This is a genomic window from Hymenobacter sp. HD11105, assembly GCF_054051685.1.
The window spans coordinates 456,872-481,957 of sequence record NZ_JBSWBR010000002.1; the positions used below are offsets into that span (position 1 = coordinate 456,872).

The 25,086-nt window shown below is 54.8% G+C and carries 14 protein-coding genes; 10 read left to right on the forward strand and 4 right to left on the reverse strand.

Annotated elements, in window-relative coordinates:
• The first annotated feature begins 68 nt into the window (after window positions 1–68).
• The 3 genes from ACW9KT_RS08310 to ACW9KT_RS08320 all read left to right on the forward strand — a co-directional run bounded on the left by ACW9KT_RS08310 (window position 69) and on the right by ACW9KT_RS08320 (window position 6,919).
• Entirely contained in the window at window positions 69–3,104 is a 3,036-nt protein-coding gene (locus ACW9KT_RS08310; protein WP_457079231.1) for a CheR family methyltransferase, read from the forward strand.
• A 294-nt stretch (window positions 3,105–3,398) separates the two neighbouring features.
• Complete coding sequence (locus ACW9KT_RS08315; RefSeq protein WP_457079233.1) at window positions 3,399–5,369, forward strand: sensor histidine kinase; 1,971 nt, start codon at window positions 3,399–3,401, stop codon at window positions 5,367–5,369.
• 239 nt (window positions 5,370–5,608) lie between these two features.
• A complete protein-coding gene (locus tag ACW9KT_RS08320; RefSeq protein WP_457079235.1) occupies window positions 5,609–6,919 on the forward strand; it encodes an LruC domain-containing protein in 1,311 nt (436 codons plus the stop codon).
• A 98-nt stretch (window positions 6,920–7,017) separates the two neighbouring features.
• Here the strand turns inward: ACW9KT_RS08320 and ACW9KT_RS08325 are convergent, their stop codons facing one another.
• Window positions 7,018–9,258 (reverse strand): hypothetical protein, encoded by a 2,241-nt coding sequence (locus ACW9KT_RS08325; protein WP_457079237.1) that lies wholly within the window; start codon window positions 9,256–9,258, stop codon window positions 7,018–7,020.
• Between the two features lie 133 nt (window positions 9,259–9,391).
• On the reverse strand, window positions 9,392–10,093 hold the full coding sequence (locus ACW9KT_RS08330; protein ID WP_457079238.1) for a TVP38/TMEM64 family protein: 702 nt from the start codon (window positions 10,091–10,093) through the stop codon (window positions 9,392–9,394).
• Between the two features lie 172 nt (window positions 10,094–10,265).
• Here ACW9KT_RS08330 and ACW9KT_RS08335 point away from each other — a divergent pair, with 172 nt between their 5' ends.
• Window positions 10,266–12,050, forward strand: a complete 1,785-nt coding sequence (locus ACW9KT_RS08335; protein ID WP_457079240.1) for a glycoside hydrolase family 15 protein — start codon at window positions 10,266–10,268, stop codon at window positions 12,048–12,050.
• Between the two features lie 96 nt (window positions 12,051–12,146).
• On the opposite strand, the gene ACW9KT_RS08340 is transcribed toward ACW9KT_RS08335, so the two are convergent.
• Window positions 12,147–14,324 (reverse strand): bifunctional alpha,alpha-trehalose-phosphate synthase (UDP-forming)/trehalose-phosphatase, encoded by a 2,178-nt coding sequence (locus ACW9KT_RS08340; protein ID WP_457079242.1) that lies wholly within the window; start codon window positions 14,322–14,324, stop codon window positions 12,147–12,149.
• A gap of 194 nt (window positions 14,325–14,518) precedes the next feature.
• Here ACW9KT_RS08340 and ACW9KT_RS08345 point away from each other — a divergent pair, with 194 nt between their 5' ends.
• The 4 genes from ACW9KT_RS08345 to ACW9KT_RS08360 all read left to right on the forward strand — a co-directional run bounded on the left by ACW9KT_RS08345 (window position 14,519) and on the right by ACW9KT_RS08360 (window position 21,936).
• Window positions 14,519–15,406, forward strand: coding sequence for a carbohydrate kinase family protein (locus ACW9KT_RS08345; protein WP_457079244.1), 888 nt, complete (start codon window positions 14,519–14,521; stop codon window positions 15,404–15,406).
• Window positions 15,407–15,818: 412 nt separating this feature from the next.
• On the forward strand, window positions 15,819–18,179 hold the full coding sequence (locus ACW9KT_RS08350; RefSeq protein WP_457079246.1) for a glycosyl hydrolase family 28 protein: 2,361 nt from the start codon (window positions 15,819–15,821) through the stop codon (window positions 18,177–18,179).
• A gap of 68 nt (window positions 18,180–18,247) precedes the next feature.
• Window positions 18,248–20,197 (forward strand): glycoside hydrolase family 88 protein, encoded by a 1,950-nt coding sequence (locus ACW9KT_RS08355; RefSeq protein WP_457079248.1) that lies wholly within the window; start codon window positions 18,248–18,250, stop codon window positions 20,195–20,197.
• A 116-nt stretch (window positions 20,198–20,313) separates the two neighbouring features.
• A complete protein-coding gene (locus ACW9KT_RS08360) occupies window positions 20,314–21,936 on the forward strand; it encodes a glycoside hydrolase family 43 protein (protein ID WP_457079250.1) in 1,623 nt (540 codons plus the stop codon).
• 62 nt (window positions 21,937–21,998) lie between these two features.
• On the opposite strand, the gene ACW9KT_RS08365 is transcribed toward ACW9KT_RS08360, so the two are convergent.
• A complete protein-coding gene (locus ACW9KT_RS08365; protein WP_457079252.1) occupies window positions 21,999–23,090 on the reverse strand; it encodes a LacI family DNA-binding transcriptional regulator in 1,092 nt (363 codons plus the stop codon).
• A gap of 337 nt (window positions 23,091–23,427) precedes the next feature.
• Here ACW9KT_RS08365 and kduD point away from each other — a divergent pair, with 337 nt between their 5' ends.
• On the forward strand, window positions 23,428–24,198 hold the full coding sequence (gene kduD, locus ACW9KT_RS08370; RefSeq protein ID WP_457079254.1) for a 2-dehydro-3-deoxy-D-gluconate 5-dehydrogenase KduD: 771 nt from the start codon (window positions 23,428–23,430) through the stop codon (window positions 24,196–24,198).
• A 41-nt stretch (window positions 24,199–24,239) separates the two neighbouring features.
• On the forward strand, window positions 24,240–25,058 hold the full coding sequence (gene kduI / locus ACW9KT_RS08375; protein WP_457079256.1) for a 5-dehydro-4-deoxy-D-glucuronate isomerase: 819 nt from the start codon (window positions 24,240–24,242) through the stop codon (window positions 25,056–25,058).
• The last annotated feature ends 28 nt before the right edge of the window (window positions 25,059–25,086 follow it).

A 25,086-nucleotide genomic window follows, 5' to 3' on the forward strand; every position in this document is an offset into this window, starting at 1 on the left:
TGGTTATAGCGGTTCAATTGTTAGCTCTCTAAGCAAAACCTACGCTGGTTGCACCTCACATTCCTCTCATGACTTCTCCCCAAGACGGCTTTTTCGAAAAACAAGGCATCAGCATCAACGCCCACGACCCGGAGCAGATACCGGCCACCATATCCATGGCCCAACAACGGGTAGCTAATCTTCAGGAAAGGAGCAGTGATAAGTTTACCATTGTGGCGCTGGGTGGCTCGGCTGGCTCGCTGAGTGCCTTCGAGCAGTTTTTTCTGCATATGCCGGCCGATAGCGGCCTGGCCTTTATCGTCATTACGCACCTGGCGCCGGAGCAGGGCAACACCCTGACGGGAGTAATCCAGCATTTTACTCAGATGCCCGTGATGGAGGCCACCGATGGGCTGAAGGTGACTCCCAACCACGTGTATGTGATTCCGCCCAACAAGGACATGAGCCTGCTCCACGGCACTTTGCTGCTGCTCACGCCCACCCAGCCCCGGGGCAAGCGCATGCCCATCGACTACTTTTTTCAGAGTCTGGCCAAAGACGCTCGGGAGCGGGCCGTGTGCATTATCTGCTCGGGCATGGGCTCCGATGGCACCATTGGGCTAAAAATGGTGATGGAGAACTTTGGGATGGTGATGGTGCAGTCTCCCGATACAGCCGAGTACGACTCTATGCCCCGCTCAGCCATTGCTACCGAGTTTGTGGACTACGTGCTGCCCGCCGACCAACTGCCTGGCAAGCTGCTGGAGTACATCCATAAGCCCCTAACAAGCCGCCCCCAACGCGAGTCGGCCGAGTCGGCCTCCAAACCGGCGCATGCCCTGCAAAAGATCTTCCTGCTGATTCGGTCCCGAACCGGCCACGACTTCTCCTACTACAAGCGCAACACCGTGATGCGTCGCATTGAGCGCCGCATGAACTCCCACCAAATCCAGGAGTTTACGCACTACGTGCGGTACTTGCAGGAAAACCCCGGCGAGGTAGATGCGCTGTTTAAGGAGCTGCTCATCGGCGTAACCAAGTTTTTCCGCGATGCGGAGGCGTTTGAGGCGCTCAAGGACCACTTGCTGCCACTGCTGCGCCAGAAAAGCGACAATAACATAGTGCGGGCCTGGGCACCGGGCTGCTCTACCGGCGAGGAGGCGTATTCGTTGGCCATTATTCTGTCGGAATGCTTAAGCCTAATAGCGCCTAATAAATACCTGAAGGTGCAGCTGTTTGCCACCGATATCAACATCGAAGGCATCGACTATGCCCGCGCCGGCTTTTACCCCAACAACATTGTAGCCGATGTGACCCCAGAGCGGCTGCAACGCTATTTTGCCAAGGCGGAGGGCGGCTATCAGATTCGCAAGGAGATTCGTGAAATAGTGGTATTTGCCCCCCACAACCTCAACAAGGACGCGCCCTTCACTAAGCTCGATCTGCTGGTGTGCCGCAACCTGCTCATCTACCTGTCGTCGGAGCTCCAGCGCAACCTGCTGCCCATGTTCCACTACGCCCTCAACCCTGGCGGGCTGTTGTTTCTGGGGCCGAGCGAAAACCTGACCGGATTCCAGGACTTATTTGGCCCCCTGGACGTGAAGTGGAAAATCTCGCGTCGCCTGGAGGGTACGCCCAGCCTGCCGCGTTTAGTCAATTTTCCTTCCGGCTTGTCGCGGCTACCTTCTACCCCCACGTTGCCGAGCAGCGTGACCAGTCCGAGCCAGATCCGCAAAGACGGGCCGTTTGCTTCCTACGCCCAGAAAGCACTGCTCCGCTATTTTACACCCCCCGCCGTGGTAATTAATACCAAGGGCGAGATTCTGTTTGTAAACGGGCGCACAGGCCGCTATCTGGAGCCCGCGCCTGGCCTGGGCACCATGAATATCTACGAGATGGTGCGCAAGGAGCTGCGCTACGAGCTAAGCGCAGCCATTCATCAGGTCACGGACAGCCGACAGGATACCGTTGTGGAGAACTTGAAGCTGGCTACCGAAGGTGGTTTTCAGCTGATGCGCCTGAGCGTGAAGTACCTCACCGAGCCGGAGCTCTTACAAGGGCTTTTGCTGGTAGCTTTTGAGGAGCAGCCCACGCCCCGCAAAATACGCATGGGCAAAGCCAATGTGCTCCATGCCGAGCTAGGCCGCGACGCGGTGGTGGCGGCCCTGGAAAAAGAGCTGCAATACACCAAGCAGCGTCTGCAAACTACCATCGAAGAAATGGAAAGCAGCCTGGAGGAGCTGAAAAGTACCAATGAGGAGATGCAAAGCGCCAACGAGGAGCTGCAAAGCACCAACGAGGAAGCCATGACCAACAAAGAGGAGATGCAGAGCATGAACGAGGAGCTGCTGACCCTCAACATGCAGTACGTGAGCAGGACGGATGAGCTGAGCCAAGCCGCCAACGACATGAAAAACCTGCTGGACGCCACCGAGATTGCCACTATCTTCCTTGATAATGATTTGGTGATCAAGCGCTTCACGCCACCGGTAGAGCGCATCTTCCGGCTTATGCCCTCGGATGTAGGGCGTTCCATTACTCATTTTGCCAACACCCTGCGCTACGAGCGCCTCGCGCAGGATGTACAGCAGGTAATCGACCGCCTGGTAGTGGTGGATGCTGAGGTGCAAACCACCACGGGCGAGTGGTACGCCATGCGCATGCTGCCCTACCGCACCCTCGACAACTACATCAACGGGGCCGTTATTACCTTCAACGACATCACCCAACTCAAGACATTGGAGCGACGCCTGCAAGTCAGCACCAGCTTTGCGGAGAGCATTATCGAAACGCTGCGCGAGCCCATCCTCGTGCTCGACCACGACCTGCGGGTGCTCACCATCAGCCGCGCTTTTGCCGAGCGATTTGGGATAACAGTGGCCGAGGCTAAAGGCCAACCCTTAGCTGAGCTAAGCGACGGAGCCTGGAACCAGCTCCCACTACGGCGTCTGCTGCTCGATTTGCTTAACGAGCAGCACGAAGAGTTTGATGAAGTGCCCGTGCAGGTAAAGCTGCCTCAGCAAGAGGCTCGCCCAGTACTGGTATATGGCCGCCGCCTCGTTAGTCATGGTGAGCAAACCGAGTGTTTGCTGCTAGGAGTAAGTGATGATAATAAACTGAAGTAGAGACAATCAGTAAAATCAAGCGTAATAGCTTATCTTTTTGGGGCCCATTGACTTGAAATAAGTTTTCATACAGTTATATCAACCCCGCAGCTTTGCGTAGTAGTAGGTATTTCTTCTGTTGGATGATAAAAAAATAATGAGGTTGGAATACTAGCTTTTCCCGGACCCTGGCAAGCACGAGTCAGTACCGCCAGCCAGTGCCTGACACGGGTACAAAACCGTAATAGGATTCAAAGAAAAGCCCCCCAGAAGGATCTCCGTTTACTATACTACTAGCTCACACGCTTTCACGCCATGGACACCAATCAGCGGTCTACTGCCTATGAGGCTTTGCAGCAGCTTCGGGAACGTGCCGAAAACCGTCGGCACCTCGTGACGCAGAGCGTAAGCGATATGGTGCCGCCCGATACGCAACGCTTAGTGCAGGAGCTGCAAGTGCACCAGATAGAGCTGGAAATGCAGTACGAGGAGCTATTGATGTCGCAGGCAGAGGCCGAAGCAGCTCACGCCCAGTACATCGACCTCTACGACTTCGCGCCGGTAGGCTACTTTACCCTCAGCGAATCGGGCCAAATTCTTCAGCTCAATCTGCGCGCCGCTCAGCTGCTAAATACAGTGCGGCAGCGCCTCAAAGACCGCCGTTTCGACCTGTTCGTAACAGCAGAGTGCCGACCTGATTTTCAGAACTTCTTGCTCGAGACGCTGGTCTCTGACACCCGCCAGACCTGCGAGCTGGAATTGCTGCGCGACGATGGTTCGCGCTTCTTTGGCCGGTTGGAAGGCCTGGCAATGTATTCAGCTGGGGGGCAAAAAAACTGCCGGTTGGCCGTTATCGACACCACCGAATCGCGCGAGATGATTCGGGCCTTGGAAGCTAGCGAAACCCGCTTCCGGCTGCTGTTCGAGCAAAGCCGCGATGCCACCATGCTCATTCATAACAACCACTTCATCGACTGCAACGAGGCCGCCCTGCGCGCTTTTCGGTCTCAGGACAAGAGTCAGCTCGTCGGGAAGCATGTGTCGGCTTTTTCGCCGCCTGTTCAGCCTGGTGGCCAATCGTCGTATGAGGCGGCTAGTGCCCATTGCGCCGAAGCGCAGAACTACGGGTGGAAGCGTTTTGAGTGGATGGTGTTAGGCCCAAACGGGGAGGAGGGATGGGAGGAAATCTCGCTAACGGCCATCACCATCGATGGGGAGCCCATCCTGCACGCCGTACTACGCGATATTACAACCCAGCGCGGGGCCCGCGAGCAGCTGCGCCGAGAGAAAGAGTTTTCGGAAAGTTTGCTCAACAATAGCGTCGATGGCATTTTGGCCTTTGATGCGCAGCACCGCATACAGGCTTGGAACAGCGTGATGGAGCTGAATACAGGCCTAAGCAGAAGTGAGGTACTGGGGCGGGATATGTTCGAGTTGTTTCCCCACCATCGTGACGGCGCTGAAGGCGAAGCCGTGCGCAAAGTACTAGCGGGGGAACCCGTCACCCACTACAAGCTTCAGCTTTACGGCCGCGAAGGTCACTTCGAGTCCTACTTCGTACCCTTGCGCGGCAACGACGAGGAGGTAACAGGTGGCCTGATTCTGATCCGCGACGTAACGGAGCGCGTCCGGCTGGCCGAAGAAGCTACCCGCCTAAAGCTGCGGCAACAGCAGGAGGTGCTCTCCGCCATCTTGACCACCCAGGAGGAGGAGCGCAAGCGCATTGCCGAAGCTCTGCACAATGGGGTGGGGCAGCTGCTCTATGCCACGAAGCTCAACCTGGAAAATCGCTCTGGGGGTACCTTCTCGCGGGAGGCGGCGCTGGCCCTACTCGAAGAAGCCATCAAATCGACCCGCACTATCTCCTTTGAGCTAACGCCCGGCATCCTCAAGGATTTCGGGTTGAAGTCGGCGCTGGAAGAGCTAGTGAAGCGTATTCCACGCGCCGGCCTGCACGTGCACCTCTACCTCACCGGCAGCTTCAACGACTTGCCACAGCAGTTAGAGGTGTCGGTGTACCGGATTGTGCAGGAATTGCTCAACAATATCATCAAGCACGCCAAGGCCCGCGAAGCCATTGTACACGTAGTTCACGAGGATGGGCACGTGGCTATTTCGGTGGAAGACAATGGCGTAGGTTTCGATGCGGCCCAAGTAAACGCCCGCCACTCGGGCATCGGCCTAACCAGTATCCGAAACCGCGTCGATCTGCTGGCCGGCACGCTCTCCATTGATTCCCGCCCGGGCCGCGGCACCATTGTAAGCATTGAGTTGCAGGTGCGGTAGCTTCTGTACCTATTCAGCCCCAAAAGCAACACGGCGCATCAGGTTCAGACTTGGTGCGCCGTGCTGCTTTTGGGGATGTGTGGGACAAGGCTTCTTACGGTTGTGTTGAACTAAAAAAGGCATATATAAATAATTAAACAATTTTTATATATATCTTTTAAATAGGTGTAATTTATTCTAATTTCATTCATACTTCAGTGGCATGAAGGCCTATTTTCCTCACTAAACCTATTAGTACTATGAGAACTCAAGGGTTAAACTCCAGGGTCAGTTGGTTATTTTCGGTTGTAGCTCTGATGATAGCCTTTCAGAGCTGCTCAGATAAAGAAAATATTGCCAGCCCCCGTGCAATTAGTAAATCTAATACTGAAGTACCACCTACTACCCCTCCACCTTGTAAATCGGCTTGCCTAGTTGCTGGGCAGCACACCAACGTGGGTTCGGTAGATGTCGATGTGCTAGCTAATAAAGATGTGAGGGTGACATATAAAGTGACAGCCCCAGGCATTTACCTATTAGAAGTGCATATGGATGTATTCGCGTTAAACAATGTCGCTGGATTTAAGGCGGCGGGCAAAGCAAATAACGGGGGAGCTATACCAGGTAAATTCACTTATAAACAGTCTTTTAATAAATCCGCGCAACAAAGGGAGTTTTCCTTTACTATCCCGGCTGGTCAGTTATCCGAAGATTGTTTCTCCATCGCAGCGCACGCAGCACTATCAAACGGCGAAACAGCTTGGGGCTCTATGTGCTCTGAATCGAATAAAGGCGTGTCGATGGATAAGACGGCGACCTTTGGTGGCAAAAACTGGTCGGGCTATTTCAACTTCTGCAAGAGTGAGTGCAGGCAACAGATTGACTTCACGTACGCTTGGGAAGATTTGCAAAACATAGGCAACGATGGTGACTATAATGACCTTGTTGTACAGTCAATTGTAACAAAATCAACCAGCGAGCTAACCATCAATTTCCTGGCTGTGGCCCGTGGTGCTAGCCTGGATCATGCGTTTAAGTTCAGAATTCCAACCAAGGGCATAATCATGGAATCTGGCAAACCACAAATATTCTTAGGCCCCAATGCAGTTGACGTAACTACAAATGGTCTTTTTTATGAAGTTACGATGTACCCAAGCACCGCAGCTTCCCTTCCTGGTCTTGGTGCCTCAGGCTTTACAAACACTGTGCAAGCTGACCCATGCTTTAGCTTCCCCTCCCAAAAGGTGACTATAAAGACTAATAATGAATTCGTGTATGACGCAGCAAAGCCATATGAGCCTTTTATAACTGTAAAAACGAGCACTCCTTATGATTTATATATTTATGGTGTTACCCCAGACGCCGCAACATGGCTGGACGGAAGCATCCCCCAAAAACAGTATCCAAATGGCATCATTATCCCTAAAGACTGGGCATGGCCCGTGGAGCGTCAAATCATTACCGGACCATATCCCGCTTTCACTTCTATAACTGAGGGCTTTAATTCAAATTGGGCAGCTAGTTTAGCTGATGCTTCTCTAACCTATGATAAATCTAAATGTGCCTTTTAGTTGCTGCTCAGTATGTAAAGCATAGGCATTTATAATAGTGAGTTATTAAAAAGCCCCCCAAACATACGTTTGGGGGGCTTTTTGCTGCCTGTTTGTATTTATAGCCTTATGCCAATGCCTGGCCCAAGTAGGAAGAAGAGCTTACCACCATTGAGCAAATAACCGCCTCCCAGGTACAGCGGAAACGTGAGCTTAGCGTCGCTGCGGGTGGGGTAGACGGAACCCAGCACCACAATACCTAGGTTGCGGGCGCTGTTGGCGTCTGGGTTCAGGTTGAAAGCGTTGAGGGCCACAAAGCCAGCGCCCACTTTGTAGGGCCGCAGCTTGTTGATTTTGTTGGGATTGTAGAAGCTGAACTGAGCCAGCGTGGCAAGGCTGATTCCGTTGAAAGTACCTACGCCCTGCACGTCGCTGTTTACTTGTTTCGTGAGCAAGCCGGCTGGGAAGCTTACATCGATATCGAACTTCACGCGACGCTGCAATACTATATCTAGCTTCTGCTGGAAGCCGGGCTCGCTGTACTGACCCGTGGCGTGCTTTACGGTGATTTGAATGCGGGCCCAGTCGTCGAGGTCGTATGTTTTGCGGGTGCTGAGGTGGGAATTCAGGCTCAGGTTGCCTACCTGGCACTGCTTATCGTGGTAAAAAGCCCCCCGGATGGAGCTTTCGCCGGGGCAAATCAAAACGTTGTCCAGGGTGCGCATCTCAATCAGCTCGCCTTTACTGTTTAGGGTCCGAATCTCGAAGGTAAGGTACTGCTTGCCGTAGAGCTGGGCGTCGGTGTCGATGGCGTCGGGGTTAAAGCTGAACACCACGTCGCGGATGGCCTTGTCATAGAGCACCGGGCCGTTGAGGCGGGTGATGGGGCGGGGTGCTTCGCCGAAGGTTACACTCACAAAATCGAGTGGGTGGGGGCGCTGAAACTCCCGCACTTGCAGGCTGAAGCCGGTGGGCTGGCCCGCGTTGAAAATGGTAAGCCGCTTCTTATCAATGCCCAAAGGAATCTGCACCCGGTACACCACGGCCTGCTCCGAGCGCACAGAGGAGTCAGAGGGGATGATGGTTAAATCTTCGAAGTGAAACCGCGCTTTCTGCAACGACTGACCTTCCAGGCGCACATCCACTGTTTCGCCAGGGTTTACGTTCTGGTTGTTGTTCCAGTCACCGCCCCGGTGGCGCACCTGCACGCTGCTGATGCTGGTTTTGGGCGTTACGTTGAAATTCGTGAGATACTTGGGCTGGTCGTTGTCCTTGATGTAGAGGTAGCTGTCGGTCTGGCGGTGCGTGTTGTAGACGCGCAGCCAGCACAGCACCCGGTCGTTGGAGAGGTAGCTACGCGTGACCAGCTCGGCAATCAGTGGGCCGCCCTGTTCTTCTTGATCCTCAATACGGTAGGTGCGCTTTAGGTCAAAGCTGCGGCCATTATCCAAGATGATTTCTATGCCCTGACGACGGGACGTTTCATCGAGGGTAACTTCCTTTTTATCAACACTCAGAAAGCGAAGACGGCTGGATTTTACGGTAAAATCCTGGCGCAGCGGCGCTAGGCTATAGCTCAGGCGGCGATTGTTGTCGGTGAGGAAGGGTCGCTCGGTTTGGGGGCGCACCGTGAGCAAGCGGTTGCCCGGAACGTTGGGCAGCACGTGCAACCGCAGCGTGCCGTTTTGCTGGCTAAGGCGATAGTCAATGTCTTGGCCCTGGGTCCATTCGGTGCTGACGCGCACGTTTTTAGGGTTGTTGCTCGTTAGCTCGAACACTTTTTCCTCGCCTACATAAAGGTCCGTGTCAGAGGGCCGGAAGGCTAGAGTTGTGCGCGTAACGGGCAGTAGATTTACCGTCTGGGTTCGCGCAGTAGCGGCATCCCCATCAGCAACTTGCGTGAAGGTCAGGCGCAGAAAGCGTGTCGCCGTGAGGTCGCGGAAGCGAATTTTAGCGCGGTAAAAAGCATTGTCGACCACGGTCAGGGAGTCGAGCAGCTGGAAATCGGCGGAGCGCTGGAGGCGCAGCGGGCGCTGGGGGGCAAATTGGGTGGGATATACCAGCAGCTCAGCCGTTTCGTCGTCTTGGCGGTAATAGAAGTACAGGTGCGGTTCCTGCTCCGCCGTGATGGTGTGCCGGGTGAGGATATAGCGGGCCGTATCGATGCGCACAACTACCTCGCGCAGCAGCGGAGCCTGCGCAAAGGCGGCGGGGCCGAATCCCAGGAAAAACAACAGGAAAAACGCGGTGCCGACAACGCGGCCAAAGTCTGGAAGAAAGCGCACGGGGCGGTTCAGGTCAGAAGGTGAGAAGCCAGTAGCCAGAAGCGCGAACCACCCAAGCAGTCCACAAGTGGACAAAGGTAGAAGGGTGGGGGCGTCCGGCGAAAGCAAAAAACTGTTTTTTGCCTTTTCCCGCCTGCATCTAAAAAGATGAGCTAGCTAGTAGAAAAGCCCCTACAATGACTGTGCTATTTTACCTGCCAACTCTCATTTAAGCCTTCTGTCGGCGCTTATCCCACCACACATAGCCGCCAAAAAGCACCAAACTCACCCCCGAAACCCAGAGCAAACCGCTTTTGAGTCGATCGTTGTCTTCGCCTAGATAAGCCAGCAAACCAATCAGGGGTAAAATGCCCCCCACCGTGGCAATCAGGAACTTGAGGTAGCCCATGCGCGCCAAGCCGGCCACGAAGCTGACCGCGTCGTTGGAGATGATAGGGGAGATACGCGCAATAACCACGGCCCACACCCCGTAGCGCTGCACCTGCTCCACTACTTTTTTCTCGTTTTTCTCCCCTAATAAGCCCCCTACAAAGTTTTCACCCAGCAAATGGCCCAGTCCGTAGCCAATGGACGAAGCTATCACAATGCCCCCCAGCGCCACCACCGAGCCCCACCACGGCCCATAGGCCAGAATAGCTACCAGAATCAGTAGCACAACATTGATGACCACCAAAAACATCTGAATGATGAAGGCCAAGATCAGCCACACCGGGCCCCAAGGGCCAAACTGCTGCACCCACTTAGCAATGCGGGGCCGCTCGCCGCTGGTCAGATTCTCGAAGGCCTCGCGCACCGCGCTCTGAAAAGCGGGCCACAGAAAATAGCAGCCAACGAGCAACGCAACGACGCCTGCCGACACATAGAGGGGCAGGCGGTTGCTAGTTTTTTTGGTCGAGGAATCGTTGTTCAAAATCCTGGGATGGTTGGGGGTAGATGCCTGGCTGAAGTAGCGGCGTGTACGCAAAACTGCCGGCGTTCGATTAATCTGGTGGCAACCCGACCGGCTCCAATTAGGTACACTACGGATGAGCGGTGCTTGCTTACTCTTTCCGCGCCGCCTTCATCACCTGTTTCCCCTTCTCATGACGACAAAGCACACCTACGATATGGGCGTGATTGGCAACTGTGCCTTTCTGGCCTTGGTAAAACAAGACACTTCTATTTCCTGGCTTTGCTGGCCCCGGTTCGACAGCAGTTTCGTGTTTGGCAGCCTGCTCGACAAGCGCAAGGGTGGCGAGTTTAGCATTAAGCCGGCCACGGAGGATTACTCTTCCTACCAATTTTACCGCGAGAATACCAACGTGCTCTGCACGGAAATCGAGAACGAGGACGGGCGCTACCGGGTCACGGATTTTGCCCCACGCTTTCAGCAGTACGACCGCTACTACAAGCCCCTGATGCTGATTCGGAAGCTGGAGCCCATCTCCGGCACGCCCCGCGTAAAAGTGAACTGTACGCCCGTGGGCAACTACGGCGAGCTGCCCCTGAGCCGCCGCCGTAGCTCTAACCATATCGCCTTTCTGGGCCTGGAAGAAGAGATTCGCCTCACCACCAACATCCCGCTGACTTACATCCTGGACGAGGAAGTGTTTGTGCTAAATGAGCCTAAATACCTGGTGCTCACCTACGGCGCTCCCTTAGAGGCTCCGTTGGAAAGTACCGCCGAGCGGTTTTTGCGTAGCACCATTCAGTATTGGCAGAAGTGGGTGAAAAGTACCAGCATCAGCAGCTTCTACCAAGAGGCCGTTATTCGGTCAGCGCTAGCGCTTAAGATTCACCAGTACGAGGACACGGGGGCCATTATTGCGGCCAGCACTACCAGCCTGCCCGAGGCGCCCGGCAGCACCCGCAACTGGGACTACCGCTTCTGCTGGATGCGCGACACGTACTACATCCTCACGGCCTTCAACAACATCGGCCACTTTGAGGAGATGGAACAGTATTTCCATTACATCGCCAATATCTCGTCTAAAGTCAAAGACAAATACCAGCCTCTCTATGGCATCAGCGGTACCACCGAGCTAATAGAGCGCGAGCTGGACCTGGAAGGCTACCTGGGCAACAAGCCCGTGCGCATTGGTAATGATGCTTACACCCACATTCAGAACGACGTGTACGGGCAGGTGCTGGTGGCTTTGCTGCCGCTCTACGTCGACCGCCGCTTTATCGATGGAGAGCGTGTGGACTCGCAGAAGCTGGTGTACGACGCCCTGCACATGATCGAGAAAACCATGAACATGCCCGATGCCGGTTTGTGGGAATTTAGAACGCTCGCGCAGTATCACAGCTACACTTATCTGTTTCATTGGGCTGGGGCCCACGCCGCTCGCCACGTAGCACGCCGCCTCCAAAACCCCGAGATGGAAGCACTGGCAACGCGCCTCATAGAGGAAGCCAGTGAGAAAATTGAGGAGTGCTTTGATACCAAGCGCGGGGTATACACCAATGCCATTGGCTCGCCTCACCTCGATGCCAGCACTATGCAGCTCATCATGATGGGCTATCTCGACCCGGCTTCTGAAGTGGCTAAAACTCACCTCGTGGAGTTGGAGAAAGAGTTGAAGACACCCGAAGGCCTATTCTACCGCTACCGCCACGCCGACGACTTCGGCACGCCCGAAACCACCTTCTTGATCTGCTCTTTTTGGTACGTGGAAGCGCTGGCCTGCGTAGGTCGCGTGGAAGATGCCATCCGCGAGTTTGAATCCTTGCTGACGTACACTAATCATCTGGGCCTGCTCTCGGAAGACGTGGACGCACGCACCGGTTCGCAGTGGGGCAACTTCCCGCAGGCATATAGCCACGTAGGCCTAGTGAATGCTGCTTATCGCATTGCCAAGAAGCTAGACCAGCCAAACTTTGTGTAGCTCCTTTATAAGCTGCTGATTGGATCTTATTATCAACAGAAAAAGCCCCCCAGAATATATCTGGGGGGCTTTTTTTAAGTTGATAATAAGTGCAGGTTACGCTTCCGCTAGTGCCCGGAGTATGCGCCGTACATCACGATGCGTATCGAGGTGGAAGCGGGCGAGGGAGCGGTGAGTGCTGCCTACTTTCACCGTGAAGGCATGGGGCGGCATAGCACCGAACGTGTCTTCATCCGTGCGGTCGTCGCCGATGGCGAGGATGAACTCAGCGGGGTAGATGCTAAGCCAGCGCGCGGCACCAGCGCCTTTGTTAACACCAGCGCTTTTTACTTCGACCACCTTATTGCCCTCCATTACTTGCAGGTCGCTGTTGGAAGCCAGGAAGTGCAGATGACTGGTAAGCTCGCGGGCCCGCACCTCACCGAGTTCTATGTCGGCGCGGCGGTAGTGCCACACTAGGGAGTACTCTTTTTCTTCCACAAAGGAGCCCGCTGTGCGGCTGACATGCAGGTCCAGAATTGGCCGAATCTCGCGCATCCAGTCGTTGGTGAGCGGCCGCAGCATAGTCCATTCATCCCCTAACGCACGCAGCCATACGCCGTGCTCCACAATAAAATCGAGCGGCAAATGCCCCAGCCACTTTTCCAGCGTGGTACGGTCGCGCCCGCTTACAATGACTACCCGGTTGCGTTTGTCGGCGCTCAGATCGGTGAGGAGGGTCAGAAGCTCCTTGTCGGGGCCAGCCAACTGCGGGTTTGAGTTAAAGCCCGACAGCGTACCATCATAATCAAGGAACAGAATCCGTTGGGAGGCATTTTGGTACTCTGAAGTCATGCGCTGCAACTCCTCGTCGCCCAGCGTGACGGTGGCTAGTGTTTGCTGTTTCAATTTGCTGTAGGTCAAGCGGTTCATGAAAATCTCCACCCACTGATGGATGTTATACTTTTTGACCAGCGCCTGCATGGCTCCCATGCGCTGACGCTGCTCGTCTTCGGGCATCATCAAAGCCTCGTGCATAGCCTCAGCGAGCTGATGCGTATCCGTGGGGTTGATGATGATAGCGTCGGACAACTCTCGGGCTGCACCGGCCCGCTCACTTAGTATGAGTACGCCCGGCTTATCTATCTTGCTGGCAATGAATTCTTTTGCTACCAAATTCATGCCGTCGCGCATGGGAGTTACCAATGCCACTTCGGCCATACGGTAAAGCGCCGCTAGTTCTTCCAGCGGAAAAGAGCGATAGAAGTACTGAATTGGGTTCCAGGAGATAGTACGATAAGTGCTATTGATGCGGCCTACTAACTCGTCAATTTCTTCTTTAAGCTCCTTGTACTGATCTACTTGGTCGCGGGAAGGCACTACTACCATGAGCAAGGTAGCGCGCTCAAGCCACTCAGGGTGGGTTTGCAACAATAGCTCATAAGCGCGAAGACGCTGAGCAATGCCTTTAGTATAATCGAGCCGGTCGATGGACAGGATAATACGCTCGTTGCGAAGCGCGTCGCGGTAGGTTTGCTCGTGCTTGCGCGCCTGCTCCGATTGCGCCACTTCGGCGTATTTGGCTTGGTCAATTCCCATCGGGAAAGCATCGACCAGTACGCTGCGCGGGCCTGCTTCTACTAGCCCATTCTGGCTTTGGTAGCCCAACAGCTGCGATACAGAACTCAAAAAATGGCGCATGTAGCCGTAGGTATGGAAGCCAATCAAATCGGCCCCCAGCATGCCCTCTAGCAACTCGCGGCGCCACGGCAACACCCGAATCAGCTCGTAGGAAGGGAACGGAATGTGCAGGAAAAAGCCGATAGTAGCCTGAGGCCGCGCCCGGCGCAGCATCTGCGGCAACAGCAGCAGTTGGTAGTCGTGCACCCAAATGGTATCAGTAGGGCCCGCTAGCTCCAACACAGCCTGACAGAATTTCTCATTTACGGCTACGTACGCCTCCCAGTGGCTCTGGTCGTAGATGGCGTATTGGGCAAAATAGTGGAAGGTCGGCCAGAGCGTCTCATTGCTGAAGCCTTCGTAGAAATCCCGGATTTCAGCCTCCGTCAAGAACACTGGGCGCATGCTATCAGCGCGGAGCTGCTTGCTTACTTCCTGCTCTTCCTCTTCATCTACCGAGATGCCGGGCCAGCCCACCCAAACGTTGTTATCAGCCCGGTAAATAGAACCCAAACCGGTGGCTAAACCCCCTTCGCTGGGGGAAAATGAAAGGCCTTCTTCGCTGCGTTGTACTTTGGTTGGTAGGCGATTAGAAACAATAATAGTTCGGGACATAGGGTATTCACTTCGTAATAAATAGGTTTTCTTACGGTAAAATGAGCCTTTTCGATAAAACTCTTTGTAATCAAAGTGTGAAGAAGGCTCCTAAAATTAGATTTATAAGCGGGGAATTGCGTCTAAAAACGCCCTCGGCAAACTGGGGATGACAGATGGCTTCGCTGTTCTATACATCATTAAATTAACTTACTATGCGAGATGTAGTCGTATGCTTTGGCGAAATACTATGGGACGTACTACCCTCGGGCAAGCAGCCGGGTGGGGCGCCCTTCAACGTGGCCGTGCACTTGCACCAGTTTGGGCAATCCGTGGAGCTTATCAGCCGGGTTGGCGATGACGATTTGGGAACTGAGCTTGTAAATTTTCTCGAAAGCCGGGGCGTCAGCACTAAGTACGTGCAGCGCGCAGAGTCTCATCCCACGGGCGTCGTACAGGTCAATGTGGATGATCTCCAAGAGGTAGTATACCAGATTGTGCAGCCCGTGGCCTGGGATTACATTCAATACAACAACGAGGTGCGCGAGCTGGTAGCCGGCGCCACCGTATTCGTGTATGGTAGTCTGGCCGCGCGTAGCCCGGCAACCCGCGAAACCTTGTATGAATTGTTGCGAAGCGCTCAGCTAAAGGTGTTCGACGTGAACATGCGCCCGCCGCACTACACCCAGGAGGTAATTACACATCTGCTCGAACAAGCCGAAATTGTGAAGATGAACCATCACGAATTGGCTGAAATTCTGGACTGGTTTGGCAGTGGCCCCGACGACGAAGCTGCACTGGCTAGTTTAGCCAGTCGTTTTGGCCTGCAAGCGGTTTGCGTAACGCTCGGTGTCAATGGGGCCATGCTGTGGGCTGGGGGGCAATTGTATCGTGCCCCAGGTTTCAAAGTCGATGTAGAGGACACCATCGGCAGCGGCGACGCCTTTCTGGCGGCTTTCCTGCAAACCTGGTTGAGCCGTCGGCCTTACGACGAATGCCTGCGCATTGCCTGCGCGAGTGGGGCGTTGGTGGCCACCTATCAGGGAGCAACTCCAGCTCTCAGTCAAGCGCAAATTGCGGAGTTGCTGGAGCTAGATCGCTAAGCATGAGTTCTTATGTAATCGGCTAGACAAAAAGAACGGTTTCACTATAGAAATCACACTATAAAAGTAAATCGGGTAGCATACTAAGATAGACTTGGTGTGCTACCCGATTTACTTTTATAGCATCTTGTAGAAATCCAACATTAATGTATGCCCAAAGAAGTTGCTTCCACTTGCTTAACACGCAAAACGGCTTCAGAAGCGCATAATTTGAGGATAACAAAAGGCGTAAGAAGGCGGAATGAGAACGTTCCCGGTAACGATTGCGCAAATAAACTCTTTGCTAAGCCCGTTTCCCTAACGCCTCCGTCTGTAGCTTAAGCTATTGCTCAATAGCTGCTAAAGTGGCCGCATCAGGAAAGAATTACACTCCAGCCTGGGCTGGGGGGCTTTTTTCTACAAAGCTTATTCTATGAAAAAATACGCTGTATTGCTCTTGTCTTTGGTAGCTCTGGCTTTTCGCCCGGCCGAAGAAAAGAAGGTTCAAGTATTCCTTGTTGGTGACTCTACCATGTCGGAGAAGCCAGACCGCAGCAAACCGGAGCGGGGCTGGGGTATGTATTTGAGCCAATTTCTTGACGGCGAAACTACCGTGCAGAACCACGCCATGAATGGGCGCAGCACCCGCAACTTCCGCCACGAAGGCCGCTGGGCTAAGGTGATGGAGCAGGTGAAGCCCGGCGACTGGGTACTCATCCAGTTTGGCCACAATGATAGTAAGCAAGAAGATACCGCCCGCTACGCTGCGCCCCAAACAGACTATCGCAAAAACCTGACACGCTACGTGCAGGAGGCCAAGCAACGGGGGGCAAATCCGGTGCTGCTCACGCCTGTAGGCCGGCGCTACTTCGACGAGCAAGGCAAGCGCAAAGACGACCACGGCGAATATCCCGCCGTAGTCCGCGAGGTAGCCAAGTCGCAGAAAGTGCCGCTAATTGACATGCATGAGAAAAGCTGGGCCCTGTACTCGGAGCTCGGTGAGAAAGGCAGCCGCCCCTTGTTCTGGAGCTACCAGAACGGCCACTACCTTGAGAACCCAGTAGCGCCCGCCAAGAACGACAACACGCACTTCTCGGCCTACGGCGCCGAGCGCATCGCGCAGCTGGTAGCTCAGGACATCAAGAAACAAAACCTCGGTCTGGCTACTCGCCTCAAGCCATTAGCCTTTGCTGGTAAGTACGCCTACGATTTGCCAGTAGTACTCCAGCCTAGCTTCCGCGCCGATACATTTAACATCACAAAGTTCGGGGCCGTAGCCGATGGCCAAACCCTGAACACCGAAGCCTTCCGCAAAGCCATCGACGCTTGCAGCCAGCAGGGCGGAGTGGTACTGGTGCCGCGCGGTCTGTGGCTCACGGGCCCGATTGAGATGAAAAGCAACGTGAACCTGCACGTGCAGCGCGGTGCGCTGGTGCAGTTTAGCAGCAAACTCTCCGATTATAAGCTGATCAAAACCAATTGGGAAGGCGAGGACGCCGTGCGCAATCAGTCGCCCATTTCGGGCTTCGACCTTGTAAATATTGCCATTACTGGCGAGGGTACCTTCGACGGTGCCGGCGACGCCTGGCGCATGGTAAAGAAGGAAAAACTGAGCGAAGGCCAGTGGCAGAAGCTCGTGAAATCGGGTGGCTTAGTCGATGAGAAAGGCACCACCTGGTACCCCACGGCCGGCTCACTGAAAGGCTCACTCACCCCCAAAGCCTGGGTTATTCCGGCTGGTCAGACTGAGATTGATTTCAACCGCTACACCGAGGTAAAGGATTTCTTGCGGCCCAACATGCTCAGCCTACAGCGCTGCAAGCAGATTCTGCTCGAAGGCTTTACGATTCAGAACTCACCAGCTTGGACGATTCATCCTTTGCTCTGCGATGATATTACCCTGCGCAACGTGACGGCTAAAAACCCTTGGTATGGCCAAAACACGGACGCCCTAGACCTCGAATCTTGCCGCAATGGATTGGTGGAAGGCTGCACGTTCGACGTGGGCGACGATGGCATCTGCATAAAGTCGGGCCGCGACGAGCAGGGCCGCAAGCGCGGGGTGCCGACCGAGAACTTTATCATCCGCGACACTAAAGTATACCACGCTCACGGCGGCTTCGTGATTGGCTCCGAGATGTCGGGCGGCGCCCGCAACATCTATGTGACTAACTGCACCTTTATGGGCACTGATGTTGGTTTGCGCTTTAAAACGGCTCGCGGCCGTGGCGGCGTAGTAGAGAATATCTTCGTGGATGGCGTCGACATGACCGATATTGCTGGTGAAGCCATCCTGTTCGATATGTTTTACGCCGCCAAGGATCCGGTGCAAGTGAACGGCGAGGCCTTTGCCATTCCCGAAATTAAAGCTGAGCCAGTGAACGAGGGTACGCCACAGTTCCGCAGTTTCCGCATTAAAAACGTAACCTGTAAGGGTGCTAATACTGGTATCCTGATTCGCGGTGTACCCGAGATGAATATCAAGGATATTGAAATAGAAAATGTCGTTTTGGAAAGCAAAAAGGGCCTCATCTGTCAGGAAGCCGACGGTATTCGTCTCAAGAACGTGGCGCTGTTTTCCACCGATACCAAGCCCGTGCTGGAGGTGCAAAACAGCCGCAACATTGTGCTCGACAACATTCGTTACGCCAACGGTGCTGAGCTGCTTCTGCGCGTAACCGGCGACCGTAGCAAAGCCGTAACGCTGCGCAACACCAACACCAAAGCCGCTAAGCGCGACCTGGAAGTTGGCCAGAAAGTATCCAAGAAAGTAGTAACCGTTTCCAGCCGATAACGCCCGATCAAAACTCCCTGCCTCGTCTGAGGTAGGGAGTTTCGTTCTCCTAGCCCTCTACCATACTTATGCGTATTCGCCGCTTCCTCCTTATTGGCTTGCTGCTCGTTTCCTTTGGAACTCAAGCCCAAAAAGCCCCCCAGACCGCCGCGCGACCCATGTCGCAGCGCATGACTGATTCCTTCATCAAATGGTTTCCCGATTCCATTCTGATCGGTAACCGCAAGACCGCTCGTTGGGACTACGAGCAAGGGCTGATGATGAAGGCCTTGGAGCGAGTATGGCAGCGCACCGGCGACGCAAAATACTTCACCTACATTCAGAAAGACCTCGACCATTTTGTGCAGGCCGACGGCACCATTCGCACGTACAAAATCGAAGATTATAACCTCGATAACCTGACCACCGGTCACGCCTTGTTGCTGATGAGCCAGGTATCCTTGGGCAGCTCGGCAGCGCAGCAAAAATACATCAAGGCCGCCCAGCTGTTGCGCAAGCAACTGGCCGAGCAGCCCCGCACAAAGGCCGGCGGCTTCTGGCACAAGAAGATTTATCCCAACCAAATGTGGCTCGATGGCCTGTATATGGCTCAGCCGTTTTATGCTGAGTACAATCAGGTTTTCAATCAGCCGCAGGACTTTGACGATGTAGCCAAGCAGTTTGCCCTGATCGAGAAAAATCTGGTCGACCCCAAAACCGGCTTGCTCTACCACGGCTACGACGAAAGCCGGGAGCAGAAATGGGCCAACAAGCAGACGGGCCAGTCCCCTAACTTCTGGGATCGGGGCATGGGTTGGTACGCGATGGCGCTAGTTGATGTGCTCGATTATTTTCCCAAAGAACATAAGGAACACGCTAATCTGGTGAAGTACGTACAGCGTCTGGCGCCAGTATTGGCAAAGTATCAAGACCAAAAAACGGGCACTTGGTCGCTGGTAGTCGATCAGGCCACGCGCAAGGGAAATTATGCCGAGGCTTCGGGTAGCAGCATGTTTGTGTATATGCTAGCCAAAGGCGTACGCATGGGCTACTTGGACAAGTCATTCCAGAAGGTGGCCGACAAAGGGTATCAGGGCTTATTGAAGACTTTTGTTAGCAACGAGGCTGATGGCGCCTTAGCCTTCAACGGGACCGTCAGTGTAGGCGGTCTAGGGGGCAACCCTTACCGCGACGGTAGCTTCGAGTACTACCTAACGGAGCCCCTGCGCAAGAACGATTTGAAAGGCGTTGGGCCGTTTATTCTGGCTAGCGTGGAGATGGAAATTGCCGCCGAAAACAAGCTCGGGCAGGGCAAAACCGTGGGCTTAGATACTTACTTCAACCACGAGTCGCGCAAGAGCCCTATCACGGGCGAGCAGGAACCTTTTCACTACACTTGGGAAGAGCGCACCCACGGCGGTTTCTGGTTCTGGGGCAACCAGTTTCGGGAGCTGGGGGGCAAAACTATTTCCATACCCGCTGCGCCTACTGCCGCTACCCTCAAAGGCGTAGATGTCTACATCATTGTTGACCCGGACACGCGCAAGGAAACGCCTAATCCGAACTTCGTAGAAGCTGCCCACGTGCAGGCCATCACCGACTGGGTAAAAGCTGGCGGCACGCTAGTAATGCTGGCTAACGACACTTCCAACGCGGAGATTCCTCGTTTTAATGAGCTGGCTAAGGCCTTCGGTTTACGCTTCACCAACACCAATCTAAACATGGTGAAAGGCGACCAGTTTGAGCAAGGCAAAGTAGACCTCACTTCGGGTAAGGCCGTGTTCAAAAACGCCAAAACTGCCTATATCAAAGAACTGGCACCATTGGATGTCAAGGCCCCAGGCCAGCCCCTCGTGTCCGATGGAGGCCACGTTATTATGGCTACGGCCAAGCTGGGCAAAGGAACTGTGTTTGCCCTTGGTGACCCGTGGCTGTATAACGAGTACGTAGACGGCCGCAAGATTCCGGCTACCTACGAGAACTTCCAGGCCGGCAAAGACTTAGCCACCTGGCTGTTGCAGCAAGCCGCCCGCAAATAACGCTACGCTATGGTTCGGCGCACGAGTATAGCAAGCAGGTGCCACCGCGCCGCTTATGTCTGTCTGTTTTAACTCGCTCTGCTCGTGCGCCGAGCTATAGCTTAGCGTACTCTTTCATGAGGCAATTTCTCGTTCTGATTTTTCTGGGACTGCCGCTTTTTGCTGCGGGCCAATCATCCACGTTGTCGAAAGTGTGGGTGCCGGATCTGGGCAATGGTACCTACAAGAACCCGGTACTCTACGCCGACTATTCCGACCCGGATGTGGTGCGCGTGGGCTCCGATTACTACCTCACGTCGTCAAGCTTTAACAGTGCGCCCGGTTTGCAAATCCTGCATTCCCGGGACCTGGTAAACTGGACGATTATCAGCACAGTTTTTACCAAGCAGCCGCCGGTTGAGGCGTTCAATCAGCCTCAGCACGGCAACGGCGTGTGGGCGCCTTCCATTCGCTATCATAAAGGCGAGTTTTATATTTATTATCCCGATCCCGACTACGGTATTTATGTGACTCGGGCGAAGAACCCAGCCGGACCCTGGACGGCGCCCGTGCTTATTAAAGAAGCGAAAGGCTGGATTGACCCGTGCCCACTCTGGGACGCGGACGGGCAAGCGTATATGGTGCACGCCTTTGCCGGCTCGCGGGCGGGGTTTAAGAGCGTACTGGCCATCTCCCGCCTGTCGCCCGACGGCATGAAGGTGCTGGGTGATGAGACGATTATTTTTGATGGGCACGACAAGCACCCGACCATCGAAGGCCCCAAGTTTTACAAGCGCAACGGCTACTACTACATCTTCGCGCCGGGCGGGGGAGTGTCTACGGGCTGGCAAGTGGTCATGCGCTCCAAGAACGTGTTTGGGCCCTACGAGGACCGCATTGTGATGGACCAAGGCACCACGCCCGTCAACGGCCCTCACCAGGGCGCCTGGATCACGACGCCCGGCGATAAGGAAGACTGGTTTATGCACTTTCAGGACCAGGGACCCTACGGGCGAGTGGTGCATTTGCAGCCCATGGTCTGGAAAAACGACTGGCCCGTCATCGGCAACGACCCGGACGGCGACGGCAAAGGTGAACCCGTGCTCACCTACCGTAAACCCTCGCACAAAGGCGCAGCGCAACCGCTAGCCACACCCGCCACCTCCGACGAATTTGATGCCGCCACGCTGGGTTTACAGTGGCAGTGGCACGCCAATCCGCAGCCGGGCTGGGTTTTCCTAAATACTTCTCAGAGCACACTGCGTCTCTATTCTGTACCCTTGCCCACCGACTTCAAGAATTTCTGGCAAGTGCCAAATCTGCTGCTGCAAAAGCTGCCCGCGGAGATTTTTACTGCTACCACCAAGCTCACATTTACACCCCGCTTTGAGGGCGAACAGACAGGGCTAATTATGATGGGCATGGACTACGCGCGTCTGAGTATTACCAACCAAAATGGCCGCCTCTCGCTGGCGCCCGTGATGTGCCAGAATGCCGATAAGCTAGCTCCCGAAACGACCACCGCGCCGTCGGTGAATGTGCCGGCTAACCAACCGATTTATCTGCGCGTGGCCGTGCGCAAAGGCGCCAAGTGCCAGTTCAGCTATAGCCTCGATGGTCAGCAGTTTCAGCCCATCGGCACCGAATTTCAAGCCCGTGAAGGCCGCTGGATTGGAGCCAAAGTAGGCTTGTTTTGCACGCGTGCCAGCAAAACCAACGACGCCGGCTCGGCCGACATTGATTGGTTTCGGATTGAATAAAAAAGCCCCCCAATCGTTGCTAAACCAACGCTGGGGGGCAAATTTCTTGTGGCTTTCTCAAATCAAATTGACAGCACAAAATCCCGCGGCTTCGACTTCTGATCTGGGGGCGTGGCGGCCATCTGCGCCACCAAGCGTTCCGACAGGCGCGTAGAGTCACGCACGATGAGTTCCGTGGGAATACGGACAGTAGCCACGGGCTGCGCGCGGTGTTTGCGCTCAATTAAATCGATAAGTCGCTCGGCCGCCACCTGCCCTATTTCCTGGGCTGGCTGGACTACAGTGCTGAGGGAAGGTGACAAAAGCTCAGCTACGTTCAGATTGGTGAAGCCAATGAGCGAGACATCGTCGGGAATGGTGAGATTGCGCTGGCGCAGGGCCGTGAGGCAACCCACAGCCAGCCGGTCGCTGGCAGTGAAAAAGGCATCGGGCGCGACGGGCAGCGCCATCAACTCATCAACCATTGGGCCCACTTCATTAGGCCCGAAAGTGCCGTAGCGTACCAGGTTTTCATCGTAGGTTAATCCGTACTTTTCTAAGGCCGCACGGTAGCCAGCTAGGCGCTCCTGCGTAATGCTCAGCCAAGGCTGGATAGTGAGGTGAGCAATGCGCCGCCGCCCCGATTGAATCAGGTGCTCCGTGGCAGCAAAAGCGCCCTTGAAGTTGTCGGCTACCACCTTCGTTACCTCCAGCTCCGACGACACCCGATCGAAGAGCACAATAGGTACCTTTTTCTCATGCAGCTCAGTCAGATAAGTCACGTCGGAGGTTTCGCTGGATAGTGACAACAGCAACCCATCAACCCGCCGCGACATGGCCTGCTCCACGTTGGCCACCTCTCGCTCGTACGACTCGTGGCTTTGAAAAATAATAACGTGGTAGCCTCGATTGTAGGCAATGGCCTCAATACCATTAATGGCTTGAGAGAAAAAGTAGTTGGCAATCTGCGGTACGATGACGCCGATGGCGCGGGTACCGCTGCCTTTCAAACTGAGCGCAATGGGGTTGGGCCGGTAGTTCAGGCGCTCAGCGCATTCCATCACCAATCGCTTGGTTTCAGGGTTGATTTCATAGCTGCCGCGCAGGGCTCGCGAAACGGTAGAGGTTGATATGTTCAGCTCGCGGGCAATATCCTTTATCGTGAAAGTTTCCAAGTTAAGTACAGGTAAGGGAGAGTGTAAGTAAATGGGAAGGGTAGGGGCGAGATGGCTGGGGGGCAAAACCCACTAAAGTTCAACATTTAGTAGCTCGCTGCCAGCGCCGATTACGCGTGAGCACCTACAATATGTCTCAGATTTCAGCGCAAATGCTACTTGGGCACCGGCCAAGATGCTCCGCTGGCAACGTTCCCGATAACGTTTGCGCGAATAAAAGCCGTGATATTCTTTCTGTTAAGCGTCATATGATATGATATTAACAGACTAGACAGAATGATCGATGTCTTAAAAGTACACTGAATTTCTTTGAAAAGTTTATAAAACCACTTGCTCTATGAGTCATTCTTCCCTCTTCAGCTTAGCCGGTAAAGTCGCACTTGTCACGGGTTGTAATCGGGGCATTGGGCAAGCGATGGCCGTTGGCATAGCTGAGGCGGGCGCCGACATTATCGGCGTATCGGCCTCGCTCGCCGCTAGTGGCAGTGAGACGGAGCAGCAGGTGCAGGCGCTAGGCCGGCAGTTTACGGCTTATCAGGCCGATTTCAGTCAGCGGGCTCAGGTTGATGCCTTCATTCAGCAAGTGCAGGCTGACTTTCCCCGCATTGACATCCTGATCAACAACGCCGGCACCATCCGCCGCGCGCCGGCCGCTGAGCACTCCGATGCCGACTGGGATAATGTATTGGCTATCAATCTGGACGCACCCTTCCGCCTGGCCCGCGCCATTGGGGGGCAAATGCTACAGCAAGGCAGCGGCAAAATCATCTTCACGGCTTCTCTGCTCACCTTCCAAGGTGGCATCAACGTGCCGGGCTATGCGGCCAGCAAGGGCGCCATTGGCTCGGTCGTGAAAGCCTTGGCCAATGAGTGGGCCGGCCGGGGCGTGAACGTGAACGCCCTTGCCCCCGGCTACATCGCCACCGACAACACCGAAGCCCTGCGCAACGACCCCGACCGCAGCCAGAGCATTCTAGGCCGCATTCCGGCCGGCCGCTGGGGCACGCCCGAGGACTTCAAAGGGCCTACTGTTTTCTTGGCCTCCGAGGCCGGCAACTACGTGCACGGCACTATTCTTACCGTCGATGGCGGCTGGATGGGCCGCTAAATTCAACAATAACCAACTACAGAATAAAGTACCACCTATCTATGCAGCAACGCCACGCCAGCAGCCCCCGCGAAACCGTCACCCTGACCACCGAACAGCTCCGCGAGCAGTTCCTGATCGAACAGCTCTTTGTCGAGGGTCAGATTGAGCTTGTGTATTCCCACTACGACCGCATGATTGTGGGGGGCGCGGTGCCGGCTGGGCAGACGCTGACTTTGCCCAACCCTGAGAACCTGAAAGCTAACTACTTTCTGGAGCGCCGCGAGCTGGGCATTCTGAATGTGGGGGGCGCCGGTCAGGTATCAGTGGATGGTACCAGCTACGAGCTTGGCAATCAGGATTGCTTATATGTAGGTAAAGGCGCGCAAACCATTACGTTCAGTGGTAATGATGCTCGATACTACCTCTTGTCGGCTCCGGCCCACGCTACTTACCCGACCACGTTGCGCACTCAGGCTGAAGCCACCCCGGTAGAGATGGGGTCCATGGAAACAGCTAATGAGCGCACTATTTACAAGTACATCTACAATGAAGGCATTCAGAGCTGCCAGCTGGTGATGGGCCTTACGCAGCTGAAGCCGGGCAACGTGTGGAACACCATGCCGGCCCACACTCACGACCGGCGCATGGAAGCTTATCTCTACTTCAATTTGCCCCCCAACCAGCGGGTGCTGCACCTAATGGGTGAGCCGAACCAAACGCGGCCGCTTTGGGTGAGCAACGAGCAGGCCATCATCTCGCCACCTTGGTCAGTGCACACGGGCTGCGGCACGGCCGCTTATGCCTTCATCTGGGGTATGGCCGGCGAAAATCTAGAATACACCGACATGGATGCTGTAGGCATCTATGATTTGCGGTAACTGACTACTGAAAACCCACCATTCCATT